Raw genomic sequence first — 12927 nt, 5'->3', positions numbered from 1 at the left:
GCCTAGATCACGTCTTCCAGGCCGCGGGCTCCGTGGCGGATGATGCCGGTGAAGTCCGCCTGCTTCAGCAGGGCGCGGGTAAAGTTCGAGCGGCTGACATCGGCGTCGACGAACACCGCGTGGCGCACGTCCGCACCGGTGAGGTCGGCGCTCTTGATCTGAGCGCCGGTCAAGTTGGTCGGCAGCACGCGGTCGGCGCCCAGCAGCAGCGGTCCCATCTGGGCGTCGCGCAGGTCGGCCCCCGACAGCTTGGCGCCCACCAGTCGCGCCCCGCGCAGATCGGCGCGGCGCAGGATGGCGTTGCGCAGGTCGGCGCCTTCCAGGTGCGCCCCCTGGAGCTGCACCCCCTCCATGTCCAGGCCATAGAAGGTGGCGTGCTTGGCCGAGAGGGCCGTCAGGTTGTAGCCCTTGATCGAACCCAGGGCGCGCAGGTCGGCGTTGTCGAAGGACGAGGGCTTGCCCTCGCCCCCGCCGGTTTCGCACCACTTGGCGTGATCGCGGATCATCTCGGCGTAGGGCAGTTCACTGAGCGCGCGGCCCACCGGCTCGTCGGTCAGCGCGCCCGTCATGTTCGCATCCGACACGTTCCACGCCACGGTGCGCGCGCCCACCAGCACCGCGTCGCGCAGGTCGGCCCCGGCGAGGTCGGCGCCCGAGAGGTCGGCGCCGGACAGATTGGCGCCCTTGAGCGAGGCCTGCTTCAGGTTCGCGCGGATGAGCTTGGCGTCCTTGAGCACCGCGTCGGTGAAGTCGGCGCGGACGGCCACGGCGCCCGACAGGCGCGAGCGTTCGAGGTTGGCGCCGGCGAGGATCGCGCCCTGCAGCTCGCCTTGGGACGGCAGTCCGATCTCAAGCTTGCGGAAGCCGAACTGGCGGTCGCCGGCCGCCAGGGTGCCCTCGCGCAGGTCGGCTTCGAAGAGGTCGGCGCCGGTGAGGTCGACATTGCGCATGCACGAGCCGCGCAGGTCGGCGCGGCGCAGCGAGGCCTCGCGCAGGTCGGAGCCGGTCAGGTCGGCGCAGAACAGGGTGGCGTTGTCGAGCCGCGCGCCCTTGAACTTGCAGTCGGTGAGGATCGCGCCGGTGAAATCGGCGTCGCAGAGGTTACGGCCGAACAGGTGCGTCCCGGACAGGTCCTTGAAAGCGAACACGGCCCGCGCGCCGCCCGGCTTCGAGCTCCAGAGACGGTCATGCTTGGCGCAGATCGCATCCACTTCGGCCTGGGTAAGCCGGGTCTGGACGAGGCTGCGGGCGTTGTCGGCGGTCATTCAGGTTCACTGCGGAAAGGCGGTGTGAACCATGTTAAGGCCCCCGGATTAACGGCGACTTTCCAGCGTTTTAGCGGGGCTATAAGCGGCATAAAGGGCCTGGGCTTCGGCCTCCAACAACCCATGGTCGGTGAAAATACCCGCGTTCTGCAACCGCCAGGATCCGTTGCCGTCGGCATAGACGGACGAATCACTCGCCGCGATCACCACCCGCGCCACGCCGGCGGCCACCAGGCGCTCGCTGCACGAGATGCCTCCGGCCGAGCGATGGGCGCAGGGCTCGAGCGTGACATAGGCCGTCGCGCCGCGGGCCGCGGCTCCGGCCGTGTCGAGCGCCTGCTCCTCGGCGTGAGGGCGGCCCCCCTCGCCGGTCACGGCCTCGCCGACCACGACGCCGTCGCTGACGATGATGCATCCGACCGACGGATTCTCGCCCGTCCGCCCCACACGCGTGGCGGCGAGGGCGATGGCGCGCCGCATGAAGTCTTCGTCGCTCATGGCCGCAACATGGGCCCTCCGGCCGCGGGCGGGAAGGCGCGCCGCCTTCCGGACCCTAGACCGGCGGGATGGCCGTGGCGCGGCTCTCGTCGAGGTAGCGGGCGGCCGTAGGCTTGAGGTTGGCGTCCAGCTCGATCACCAGCGGGTTCGAGGTGGGGATCTCGACGCCGACGATGGCGTCGTCCGACACGCCGAACAGCAGCTTCACGATGGCGCGCAGCGAATTGCCGTGCGCGGCGACCAGCAGGGTTTCGCCGGCCTTCAGGCACGGGACGATGTCGGCGTCCCAATAGGGCTGCACCCGGTCGAGCGTGGTCTTGAGGCTTTCGGTGACCGGCAGGTTGGCGCCGGCGTAGCGGCGGTCCTTGGAGAAGTCGAACTCGCCGCCCGGCGCCAGGTCCGGCGGCGGAATGTCGTAACTGCGACGCCAGATCTTCACCTGGTCGGCGCCGTGCTTGGCCGCGGTCTCGGTCTTGTTGAGGCCGGTCAGGCCGCCGTAGTGGCGCTCGTTAAGCCGCCAGTCCTTGACCTCGGGCACGAACGTCTGGCCGGCGGCGTGCAGCGCGAGCCAGGAGGTGCGGATCGCGCGGGTCAGAACCGAGGTGAACACCCGGTCGATGGCAATGCCGGCCGCCTTGATCAGCTCGCCGCCCTTCTTGGCCTCGGCCTCGCCCTGGGCGGTCAGGTCCACGTCGACCCAACCGGTGAAGCGGTCTTCCAGGTTCCACTGGCTCTGGCCGTGGCGCAGCAGGATCAGGGTGGGCAAGGCGGGCGCTCCTTCCGAAGGGGGCTCCCGGCTAGGTCAGGACGCCCTACCGCGTCAACCCGCAGCGGGCTATAGCGGGGCGATGCTCGATCGCTTCTACCTCCCGCTGCTGGCCCTGGGCGCCGCCGCCGCGATCGCGCTGGCGATGGTCTGGCCGCAGGGCCTGGGCGATCGCTCGCCCGCGCCGTTCGGCCATCAGCCCGTGCAGCAGACCGCCGAGGCCCAGGCCGCCATGCGCCGCGAGACCGAGGCCGCTCAGAAGCGCGTCGACCAGGCGCGCGAGGCGGTGCGCAATATCCAGAACCAGGCGATCGCGCCGTCGCAGTGAAGACCCTGGCCCAATGACCCTGAAAGACACCATCGCCGTCGGCCGGCGCGTGCTGGAGACCGAAGCCGAGGCCCTGGCCCGGATGGGCCGCGAGCTGGGCGAGCCTTTTGCCCAAGCCGTCGAGACCCTGTTCTCGGCCCGCGGCCGGATCATCTGCACCGGCATGGGGAAGTCGGGTCACGTGGCGCGCAAGATCGCCGCGACCATGGCGTCCACGGGCTCGACGGCGATGTTCGTCCATCCCAGCGAGGCCAGCCACGGCGACCTGGGCATGATCGGCGCGGACGACGTGATCCTCGCGCTCAGCAAGACCGGCGAGACCCGTGAACTGGCCGACGTGATCGCCTATGCCGCCCGCTTCGACATCCCGCTGATCGCCCTCACGGCCGCGGCCGAAGGCACGTTGGCGCGGGCCGCCGACATCGTGCTGCTGCTGCCCGACGCGCCGGAGGCGACCGACGCGGTGAACGCCCCCACCACCTCGACGACCCTGCAGCTCGCCATGGGCGACGCCCTGGCAGTGGCGCTGCTGGAGCGGCGCGGGTTCCAGCCCCATGACTTCAAGGTCTTCCATCCGGGCGGCAAGCTTGGCGCCATGCTGCGCACCGCTGCCGACCTGATGCACGGCCGCGAGGAGCTGCCGCTGGTGGCGCCCGAGACCACCATGCGCCAGGCCCTGCTGGTGATGACCCAGAAGCGCTGGGGCATCGTCGGCGTCGTGGATCCCCAGGGCCAACTGCTGGGGGCCATCACCGACGGTGACCTGCGCCGCCACATCGATGGCCTGATGGACCACACGGCCGGCGAGGTGATGACGCCTGGGCCGAAGAAGACCGTGGCGCCCGGAATGCTGGCCGGCGAGGCGCTCGCCCTGATGAGCGATCCGCCCCCGGCGGTGACGGTGCTTTTCGTGGTCGAGGATGGCAAACCCGTCGGCATTCTGCACGTTCATGACCTGCTGCGTGCGGGGGTCATGTAGGCGAACGCGTTACGCCGTTAAGGCTTACGCAGTGGCCCGCGGCATATTCGCCCGTTAAACACGCCGCCTACCGCCGTTTTGCCTTGGGAGTCCCGATGCTGCCTGCCCCTCGCGCCGACCTCGCCCCGAACACCTGGGACTACGAAGTCACCCCGCTGGTGAAGCCCACGGGCTTCCGGGAATACGACGCGCGCTGGCTGTTCGGGCCGGAGATCAATCTGCTGGGCGTGCAGGCCCTGGGCCTGGGCCTGGGCACGCTGATCCACGAGATGGGCCAGAAGCGGATCGTGGTGGGCCACGACTACCGGGCCTATTCCCTGTCGATCAAACAGGCCCTGACCATCGGCCTCGTGGCCGCGGGCTGCGAGGTGCTGGACATCGGCCTGGCCGTCTCGCCGATGGCCTACTTCGCCCAGTTCGACCTCGACGCGCCCTGCGTGGCGATGGTCACCGCCAGCCACAACGAAAACGGCTGGACCGGCGTGAAGATGGGCGCGCAGCGCCCGCTCACCTTCGGTCCCGACGAGATGGGCCGGCTCAAGGAGATCGTGCTCGGCGGCAAGTGGGAACAACGCCCCGGCGGTTCGGTGGCCCATATCGCAGGCGTGGCCGAGCGCTACATCGCCGACGCCGCCGGACGGGTCAGCCTGAAGCGCCCGCTCACCGTCATCGCCGCCTGCGGCAACGGGACGGCCGGAGCCTTCGCACCCAAGGCGCTGCGCGACATGGGCGTCGCGGTGCTCATCGAGATGGACTGCGAGCTCGACTACAACTTCCCGAAGTACAATCCGAACCCCGAAGACAGCGTCATGCTGCACGCCATGGCCAAGGCCGTGAAGGAGCATGGGGCGGACCTCGCCCTGGGATTCGACGGCGACGGCGACCGCTGCGGCGTGGTGGACGACGAGGGCGAGGAGATCTTCGCCGACAAGATCGGGCTGATGCTCGCCCGGGATCTCTCGGAATTGCACAAGGACGCCACCTTCATCGTCGACGTGAAGTCGACCGGTCTGTTCGCCACGGACGAGGTGCTGAAGAAGAATGGCGCCAAGACAGTCTACTGGAAGACCGGCCACAGCTACATCAAGCGCAAGACCGCCGAACTGGGCGCCCTGGCCGGCTTCGAGAAGAGCGGCCACTTCTTCATGAACCCGCCGATCGGCCGCGGCTATGACGATGGCCTGGTGGCGGCGGCGGCGATCCTCGCGATGCTGGACCGCAACCCGGACAAGAAGCTCAGCGACCTGAAGAAGGCGCTGCCGGTCGCCTACACCTCGCTGACCATGAGCCCGCACTGCGCCGACGAGGAGAAGTATGGCGTGGTCGACGACGTGGTGGCCGAATACACCGCGCTCGCCAAGTCCGGCGGCACGATCCTGGGCCGCAAGATCGTCGACCTGATCACCGTCAACGGCGTGCGAGTGGCGCTGGAGGACGGTTCGTGGGTGCTGGTCCGCGCCTCGTCCAACAAGCCCGAGATCGTGGTGGTGGTGGAGAGCACGAAGTCGGAAGACGACATGCGCGCCCTGTTCCGCGAGGAGGTGAAGCCCCGCCTCGCCAAGCGGCCGCAGGTTGGGTCATACAACCAGGAAATCTGAGGCCGCCAGACCCGCGGCGCATATTTTGCTGCACTGCGGGAAGATGTGCCGTTGCGGCGCCCCTCCCCGAGGGGTCATAAGGCGCTGCCTTCGAGGAGAGTTCTGAATGCGCGTGGCGATGATTGGGACGGGCTATGTGGGCCTGGTCAGCGGCGCCTGTTTCGCCGACTTCGGCCATACGGTGACCTGCATCGACAAGGACGCGTCCAAGATCGAGCAGCTCAAGGCCGGCGGTATCCCGATCTATGAGCCCGGCCTGGACCTGCTGGTGGCCGCCAATGTGCGCGCCGGCCGGCTGTTCTTCGACACCGACGCCACCCAGGCGATCCGCGAGGCCGACGCCGTGTTCATCGGCGTGGGCACGCCTTCGCGCCGGGGCGACGGCTACGCCGACCTGTCCTACGTCTATGCGGCGGCGGAAGAGATCGCCCGCCTGGTCGATGGCTTCACCGTGGTGGTCACCAAGTCGACGGTGCCGGTCGGCACCGGCGACGAGATCGAGGCCATCTTCAAGCGCGTCCGGCCGGACGCCGATGTCGCCATCGTGTCCAATCCCGAGTTCCTGCGCGAAGGGGCCGCCATCGAGGACTTCAAGCGTCCGGACCGCGTCGTGGTCGGCACGCAGGACGAACGCGCCCAGACCGTCATGCGCGAACTATATCGTCCGCTGTACCTGAACGAGACGCCGATCCTGTTCACCAGCCGCCGGACCAGCGAACTGATCAAGTACGCCGCCAACGCCTACCTGGCGCTGAAGATCACCTACATCAACGAAATGGCCGACCTCTGCGAGGCCGTCGGCGCCGACGTGCAGCAGGTCGCCAAGGGCATCGGCCTGGACGGCCGCATCGGCGGCAAGTTCCTGAACGCCGGTCCCGGCTACGGCGGCTCGTGCTTCCCGAAGGACACCATCGCCCTGGTCCGCACGGCGCGCGACGCCGGCAGCCCGGTCGAGTTGGTCGAGACGACGATCAAGATCAACGACGAGCGCAAGCGCGCCATGGCCCGCAAGGTCATCAAGGCCGCGGGCGGCGACGTGAAGGGCAAGACGGTCGGCATCCTCGGCCTGACCTTCAAGCCGAACACCGACGACATGCGCGACGCCCCCTCGCTGGCCATCGTACCGGCGCTGCAGGACAAGGGCGCGAAGGTCCAGGCCTTCGACCCGGAGGGTCACGAGGCCGAGAAGCTGCTCACCGGCGTCGACTTCAAGGACGACCCCTACGCGGTGGCCGAGGGCGCCGACATCCTGGTGATCATCACCGAGTGGGACCAGTTCCGCGCGCTCGATCTCGACCGCATCAAGCTGGTGATGAACAAGCCGGTGCTGGTCGACCTGCGCAACATCTACAAGCCCGCCGACATGCAGGCGCGCGGCTTCGAATATTCGAGCATCGGGCGGGTCTGAGTCGGCGCGCGCCAGCGCGAGAAGTTCACCGCGCCTGCGGCGCGCGAGGCGCGTTCAATGCCCCCCGCCCGGCCCGGCCACGCGCTTGGGCTTGGGGGCGATCCAGATCACCGACGCCGCGATCGCGAACACGACTGCGGTGGCCAGGAACATGCGGTTCGTCGAGATCATCACCGCCTGGGTCTGAACCAGCCCCTCGAGTTGGTGCAGGGCTTGCTCGGGCGACAGGCCGCTCGCGGTCATCACGTCGAGCGTGCGCTGCGGATCCGGCAGCGCGCCAACCAGCACGCTGCGCTGGGCCGACGAGGTGTTGTCCCAGGCCGTGGTCATGATCGAGGTAGCGAAGGCCGCCGAGGTGGTGCGCAGGAAGTTCTGCAGGCCGGCCGCCGAGGCCGTCTCCTCGGGCAGCACCGACGAGAGGGACAGGCTGGTGGTCGGGATGAAGAAGAACGGCATGGCGAAGCCCAGCACGAACTGCGGGATGGCGATGTCCCAGAACGTGGCGTCAGTGGTGTAGAAGCCGCGCCACAGCGCCACGCCCGCCATCCAGAACACCCCGAACGACACCAGCGCACGGACGTCGTAGCGCCCCGTCAGCCTGGCGACGATCGGCGACATGATCACCGCCAGGACGCCGTTCAGGCAGCCCGCGTAGCCGGCCCAGGTGGCCGTGTACCCCATGGTGGTCTGCAGCCAGAGCGGGATCAGCACGACGCTGGCGAAGAAGGCGCCGAAGGTCAGGCTCAGCGTCGTCACACCGATCACGAAGCCCCGGTGGCGGAAGATCCGGAGGTTCACGATGGGGTTCGGGGACGTCAGCTCCCAGATCAGGAAGGTGGCGAAGCCGACGGCCGCGATGACCGCCAGGCCGACGATCACGGGCGAGCCGAACCAGTCCAGCTCCTTGCCCTTGTCGAGCATGATCTGCATCGCGCCCACCCAGACGACGAGCAGCAGCAGGCCGACATAGTCGACCGGTATGCGCCGGGTCGCCGGTTCCTGATGGATCAGCATTCGGTAGGCGCCGATGCCGACGATGGCCGCCACCGGGATGTTGATCAGGAAAATCCAGCTCCAGTGGGCATTGTCCGAGATGATGCCGCCCAGGATGGGCCCCGCGATCGGCGCCACGACGGTGGTCATGCTCCAAAGCCCCAAGGCCTGGGGGCCCTTGTCCTTCGGAAAGATGCTGAGCAGCAGCGTCTGCGACATCGGCATGATCGGCCCGCCACACAGCCCCTGGGCGATGCGGAACGCGACCAGCATGGCGAAGCTGGGCGCCAGCCCGCACAGCAGGGAGAAGATGCCGAAGCCGGCCATGCCGGCCGCGAATACCTTCACCGGGCCGAACCTCTGGGCCAGCCAGCCGGTCAGCGGCACCGTGATCGCCTCGGCCACGGCGTAGGAGGTGATCACCCACGTGCCCTGGCTGGGGGAGACCGCCAGGGCGCCGGCGATGTGCGGCACCGAGACGTTGGCGATGGTGGTGTCCAGCACCACCATGAAGTTGGCCAGGCCCAGCAGCAGGGCGGCTCCGAGGAGCCGCATCCCGGTCAGCGGGGCCGGCGCGGCGTGCGCCTGGGACATGGCGGTCAGCCCCCGATGTCGACTTCGGCCGTCATCGACAGGCCGACCCGCAACGGGTGCTCGGCCAGCTCCTTGGGATCCAGCGCGATGCGCACGGGCACCCGCTGCACCACCTTGATCCAGTTGCCCGTGGCGTTCTGGGCCGGGATCACCGCGAAGGCCGAGCCGGTGCCGCCCGAGAAGCCCTGGACGCGACCGTGGAACTTCACCTTCGAGCCATACAGGTCGCTTGTCAGGGTCACCGGCTGGCCCACGCGAACCTTGCGGAGCTGGCCCTCCTTGAAGTTGGCGTCGACGTAGGCGCGCTGGATCGGCACCACGGTCATCAGGGCGGCGCCCGGCTGTACGCGTTGGCCCACCTCGACGCTGTTGCGGGTCACCACGCCGTCGGTCGGCGAACGGATCACGGTGCGGGCCAGATCGAGCTCGGCCTGGGCCAGGCGGGCGCGGGCGGCGGCGACCTCGGGGTTGCCGGCCACGTCGCTGCCCTCGATCAGCACATTGGCGGCGCGCTGCTGCTGGCCGGCGGCGGCCGCGTTCGCCTTGGCCTGGGCCAGGGCGGCGCGAGCGGTGGTCAGCGTGGTCTCCGCGGCGGTCAGTTCGTCGCCCGAAATGGCGGCCTGGGCGGCCAGCCCCTTGCGGCGGCCGTACTCCACCTCGGCCCGCCGCAATTCGGCGGAGGCGCGGGCAATGTCGGCGTTGCGCGCGTCGGTCTGGGCGGCGAGGGCCTGGTCGTTGGCGAAATACTGCCGCACGCGGCGCTCCGCCTGGTTCAGGTCGGCGCGGGCGCGCTCGACCGCCAACCGGTGGTCCGCCGGATCGATCACCGCCAGCACCTGGCCCTTCTTCACCGGCAGCGTCTCGTGGATCGGGACCTGGACCAGGGGGCCGCTGACCAGGGCGGTGATCTGGGCGCTGGAGGCCTGGACGTAGGCGTCGTCGGTCTCGACGCTCTTCGAACCCACCAGCAGCCAATAGAGGAACCAGATCAGCGCGCCCGCCAGAACGACGGCCAGCAAAGTCAGCAGCAGGCGGATCCGCCGGCCGCGCGGGGGAGGCGCGGCCGGCGGCGGGGCGGACCGCACCGTCGTGGGGGAGTCGAGGGTGTCGGCGTCCGCCGAGGGGCCTTGGTCTCGGGCCATGGTGTGGACTCTCTGGAAAAGGTCAGGCGCGGAAGCCGCCGCCGAGGGCGCGGACGAGGCTGGCGTCGAGGGTGAGGGCGCGGGCCTCGAGTTGAGCGACCGCGCGGCGTTGGGCGATGACCGCGTCCTCGGCGGTCAGCAGGGTGAGGTACGACGTCAGGCCGCCCTCATAGCGCAGGCGGGCCACGCGGTAGGCCTGTTCGCCGGCGGTGAGCGCGTCGCGGGCGGCGCCGAGGCGGGCCTGCAGCGCGCGTTGGCCGGCGGCGGCGTCAGCCACCTGCTGTAGCGCCTGGACGAGGGTCTCGTCATAGGCGGCGACCGCGGCGTCGTAGTCGGCGCGCGCGCCGCGATAGGCGCCCTGGAGCCGGCCGCCGTCGAAGATCGGCAGGCTGATCGCCGTGCCGGCCTGGCCGATGTCGGAGCCCGACTTCGTCAGGTTGTTCAGGCCAAGCGACTGGACGCCGATGAAGGCCGCCAGGTTCACGTTCGGGTAGAATCCGGCCTTCGCCACGTCGATCCGTTTGGCGGCGGCCTCGGCGCGCAGGCGCGCGGCCTGCAGGTCCGGGCGGCGGCCCAGCAGGTCCGCGGCGAGGTTGGAGGGCAGGCCGAAACCGTTGGCCGGCTGGGCCTTGGGTCGGGCGAGCGAGAGGCCGCGGTCCGGCCCCTGCCCCGCCAGCGCGGCGAGTTGGTTGCGGACCATGGCGAGCTGTTCGTCCAGGGCCGCCAGATCCTGCCGGGCCGCCGCGGCTGCCGCGCGGGCCTGGTCGGCTTCGCCCGGATTGGCGGCGCCGCCGGTGACGCGGTGGGCGACGAGGTCGGCCGAGGCCTGGCGGTTCTTCAGCGCCGCAGCGGCCGCGTCGTGCTCGGCGGTCAGGCGGGCGAAGTCGGCGTAGGCGCCGGCGATGGCCGTGGTCAGCGCCAACCGCGCCTCGGCCGCGTCCATCCGCGCCGCCTCGGCCTCGGACGTCGCCGCCTTCAGCGCCGCGCGGTTCCGCCCCCAGAGGTCGAGGTCGTAGCTGAGGTCCAAGGTGGCGCGGCCGGTGTCGTTATAGCCGCGCGGGACGAAGTCGGCGGGGATGCCGTTGTTGTAGGACTGCTTGGTCTCGGAGCCCTGGGCGTTGACGTCGAGCGTCGGCAAGGTCGCGGCGCGCGATTGCTGGGCGCGGGCCTCGGCCGCGCGGAGACGGGCCGCCGCCTGGGCCAGGGTGGGCGAGCCCGCGACGGCCTCGTCCATGAGCGCGTCGAGCTGCGGATCGCCGTAGGCGACCCACCAGCGGTCGGCGGGCCATTCGGCCTGAGCCGCCTGGAAGCTCTGGGCGGTGACGAAGCTCTCGGCCGCCGCAGCTTTCGGCGCCTCGGGCATTCTGGGGATGGTGGCGCACCCGGCCAGCGCGGCGCTGGCCAGGAGGACGGTAGTCAAGCGGGTCATGTTCCGCGCCTCGGGGAGGAGGGTTGCGAGTGCGACGGCCTGAACCATTGATCTGACCGTACAGTACGGTCAGATATTGCTGGTCACTGGACGCCGTCAAGGCGTCGCTTTAGGGAATTCTGATGTCGGTGGCGCAGCCCATCACGAAGCGGGAAGACCGGCGCGAGACGATCCTCGACGTCGCACGCGACTGTTTCCTGGCCGAGGGGTTCGCCGCCACCTCCATGTCGACCATCGCCGCCCGCCTCGGCGGCTCGAAGGGCACGCTCTACAACTACTTCAAGAGCAAGGAGGAGTTGTTCGCTGCGATGATGCAGCGCTCGTGCGGCGACCTGCAGGCCACCCTGTTCGACATTGGTCCCGACGCGGGCGACGCCACCGCACGGCTCACCCATTTCGCACGCAGTTTCCTGGCGCACCTGATGACCGCCGACGCTCTGGGAATCCAGCGCCTGGTGGTTTCCGAGAGCGAACGCTTCCCCGAGCTCGGCCGCGCCTTCTACGACAGCGGGCCGAAGATCGTGCTCGCCCGGATCGGGGCCTATCTGGAAGAGTTGATGAACGCCGGCGTCCTGAGGCGTACCGACCCGCTCGTCGCGGCCCAGCACTTCAAGGATCTGGCGATCAGCGGCATCTATTGGCCGCGGATGTGGGGCGTGGCGGCCGATCCGACGCCAACCGAGGTCGACGACCAGGTGATCCGCGCCGTCGATACGTTCTTGCGGGCCTACAAGCCTTAGCCGCGCTCCCGGTTCAACGGAGCGCGCGGCGCGTCTTAGAAGCCCGGCGTTGGAATCCGCAGGAACGCCTCTGCGATCCAGACGGCGCCCGCCCAAAAGGCGGCGCCCATGACGGCTACGAAAGCGAGACAGGCCACGGAGCGGGCGGGCCGCTCCACCTGCCGCGCCACGCCCATGAAGGCGAGGTCGCGACGCATTTATTCCTCCCAGAGCCCGTTATTCTGTTCGGTCCGGGTCGAGCCGGCCGATTTGTGTAGATGCTGACACAACATTTTACCCTTTGCTAGGGTTGCGATGACGCCGCTGACGTGACGTCAGCCATGGCGATCTGCCGGGCGGCCCGCGCCTTGAGGTAGCCCTGCAGGGCCGAAACCTCCTGCGGGGACAGTCCGCCGAAGCGCGCCGGGGCGATCTGGCTCATCAGTCCGACCTTGCGGTCACCCGCGGCGACGCCGGTGTGCAGCAGGCGCGCGAAGTCCTCGGGGTCGTAGGAGGCCACGATGGACAGGTCGGGCGACTTCATCATCTTGTTCCCCTCCAGCGACTGGCCGTGGCACTCGACGCAGGCGCGGGCCAGGTCGCGGCCCTGGGCGTGCTCGGGCCCGACGTCGGCGATCTGCAGGCGCCCGCCGTTGTCCCTGATCATGTCGGCTTCCGACTTGAACTGGCCCAGCAGCACGCCGATCCGCCCCACCGGGCCAACCTGCAGCCGCGGCTGCGTTTCGCCGGTGGCCGGATAGGTGCGGAGGTAGGCCAGCAGGTCGGCCGTCTCCTGATCGGTCAGGTGCGCGAAGGCGCTGGACGGCATGACCCACAGCCGGCGGCCGTCGGCGGCCACGCCATGGCGGATGGCGGCGTCGAGCTCCGAGTCGGTCTGCTGGGCGATGGCGCGGCTGAGGTTCGGGCCCCACGCGCGGATGATCGGCATGTCGTCGTGGAAAAGCAGCCCCTGCAGCTTCTCGCCGTGGCAGTCGTGGCACCCGTTGACCTTGGCCACGCGCGCGCCGCGCGCCACCGCGCCCGGGTCGGTCGAGGCGACCATCTGGACCTTCGGGCGGGCGACCGGCCAGCGGATCATGGCTTCCGACACGGCGTAGGCGCCGCCGATGACGACAAGCAACAGGAAGGCGACGCCGGCCAGGCCATAGCCGGCCCACTTCATCAGACGTTTCATTTCACACACCTGG

General features: G+C 69.6%; 13 protein-coding genes. 5 read left to right on the top strand and 8 right to left on the bottom strand.

From position 1 onward, the window contains the following. Positions 1-2: 2 nt before the first annotated feature. Genes ACODSY_RS05195 through gpmA form a run of 3 tightly spaced genes read right to left on the bottom strand, consistent with a single transcriptional unit; the run spans position 3 to position 2529 of the window. Complete coding sequence (locus tag ACODSY_RS05195) at positions 3-1265, bottom strand: pentapeptide repeat-containing protein (protein WP_488950592.1); 1263 nt, start codon at positions 1263-1265, stop codon at positions 3-5. 48 nt (positions 1266-1313) lie between these two features. Next, positions 1314-1763, bottom strand: coding sequence for a bifunctional diaminohydroxyphosphoribosylaminopyrimidine deaminase/5-amino-6-(5-phosphoribosylamino)uracil reductase RibD (locus ACODSY_RS05190; protein WP_488950591.1), 450 nt, complete (start codon positions 1761-1763; stop codon positions 1314-1316). Positions 1764-1818: 55 nt separating this feature from the next. Next, a complete protein-coding gene (gene gpmA / locus ACODSY_RS05185; RefSeq protein WP_488950590.1) occupies positions 1819-2529 on the bottom strand; it encodes a 2,3-diphosphoglycerate-dependent phosphoglycerate mutase in 711 nt (236 codons plus the stop codon). A gap of 82 nt (positions 2530-2611) precedes the next feature. Here gpmA and ACODSY_RS05180 point away from each other — a divergent pair, with 82 nt between their 5' ends. The 4 genes from ACODSY_RS05180 (at position 2612) to ACODSY_RS05165 (ending at position 6842) form a co-directional block, all read left to right on the top strand. Next, positions 2612-2857 carry a hypothetical protein gene (locus ACODSY_RS05180; RefSeq protein WP_488950589.1) on the top strand — a complete coding sequence of 82 codons (246 nt, stop codon included), beginning with the start codon at positions 2612-2614 and terminating at the stop codon, positions 2855-2857. A 13-nt stretch (positions 2858-2870) separates the two neighbouring features. After that, positions 2871-3836: a KpsF/GutQ family sugar-phosphate isomerase gene (locus ACODSY_RS05175; protein WP_488950588.1), complete on the top strand. Its 966-nt coding sequence runs from the start codon at positions 2871-2873 to the stop codon at positions 3834-3836. A 95-nt stretch (positions 3837-3931) separates the two neighbouring features. Beyond that, a complete protein-coding gene (locus tag ACODSY_RS05170) occupies positions 3932-5434 on the top strand; it encodes a phosphomannomutase/phosphoglucomutase (RefSeq protein ID WP_488950587.1) in 1503 nt (500 codons plus the stop codon). Positions 5435-5540: 106 nt separating this feature from the next. Next, positions 5541-6842: a UDP-glucose dehydrogenase family protein gene (locus tag ACODSY_RS05165; protein ID WP_488950586.1), complete on the top strand. Its 1302-nt coding sequence runs from the start codon at positions 5541-5543 to the stop codon at positions 6840-6842. Between the two features lie 54 nt (positions 6843-6896). Here ACODSY_RS05165 and ACODSY_RS05160 read toward each other — a convergent pair whose 3' ends face one another. From ACODSY_RS05160 to ACODSY_RS05150, 3 genes are read right to left on the bottom strand one after another with little or no spacing between them, the layout of a single operon-like run. Then, on the bottom strand, positions 6897-8429 hold the full coding sequence (locus tag ACODSY_RS05160; protein WP_488950585.1) for a DHA2 family efflux MFS transporter permease subunit: 1533 nt from the start codon (positions 8427-8429) through the stop codon (positions 6897-6899). 5 nt (positions 8430-8434) lie between these two features. After that, positions 8435-9571 carry an EmrA/EmrK family multidrug efflux transporter periplasmic adaptor subunit gene (locus ACODSY_RS05155; protein ID WP_488950584.1) on the bottom strand — a complete coding sequence of 379 codons (1137 nt, stop codon included), beginning with the start codon at positions 9569-9571 and terminating at the stop codon, positions 8435-8437. A 22-nt stretch (positions 9572-9593) separates the two neighbouring features. Further along, entirely contained in the window at positions 9594-11000 is a 1407-nt protein-coding gene (locus tag ACODSY_RS05150; protein ID WP_488950583.1) for an efflux transporter outer membrane subunit, read from the bottom strand. 122 nt (positions 11001-11122) lie between these two features. On the opposite strand from ACODSY_RS05150, the gene ACODSY_RS05145 reads away from it, so the two are divergent. Next, positions 11123-11740: a TetR/AcrR family transcriptional regulator gene (locus tag ACODSY_RS05145; protein ID WP_488950582.1), complete on the top strand. Its 618-nt coding sequence runs from the start codon at positions 11123-11125 to the stop codon at positions 11738-11740. A 35-nt stretch (positions 11741-11775) separates the two neighbouring features. On the opposite strand, the gene ACODSY_RS05140 is transcribed toward ACODSY_RS05145, so the two are convergent. Next, a complete protein-coding gene (locus ACODSY_RS05140; RefSeq protein WP_488950581.1) occupies positions 11776-11937 on the bottom strand; it encodes a hypothetical protein in 162 nt (53 codons plus the stop codon). Positions 11938-12023: 86 nt separating this feature from the next. Next, entirely contained in the window at positions 12024-12914 is an 891-nt protein-coding gene (locus ACODSY_RS05135; protein ID WP_488950580.1) for a c-type cytochrome, read from the bottom strand. Positions 12915-12927: the final 13 nt, after the last annotated feature.

It is taken from the genome of Phenylobacterium sp. FG114, assembly GCF_057809855.1.
Note: the sequence above shows the minus strand (reverse complement) of the source record. Positions and strands in the feature narration are given on the sequence as shown.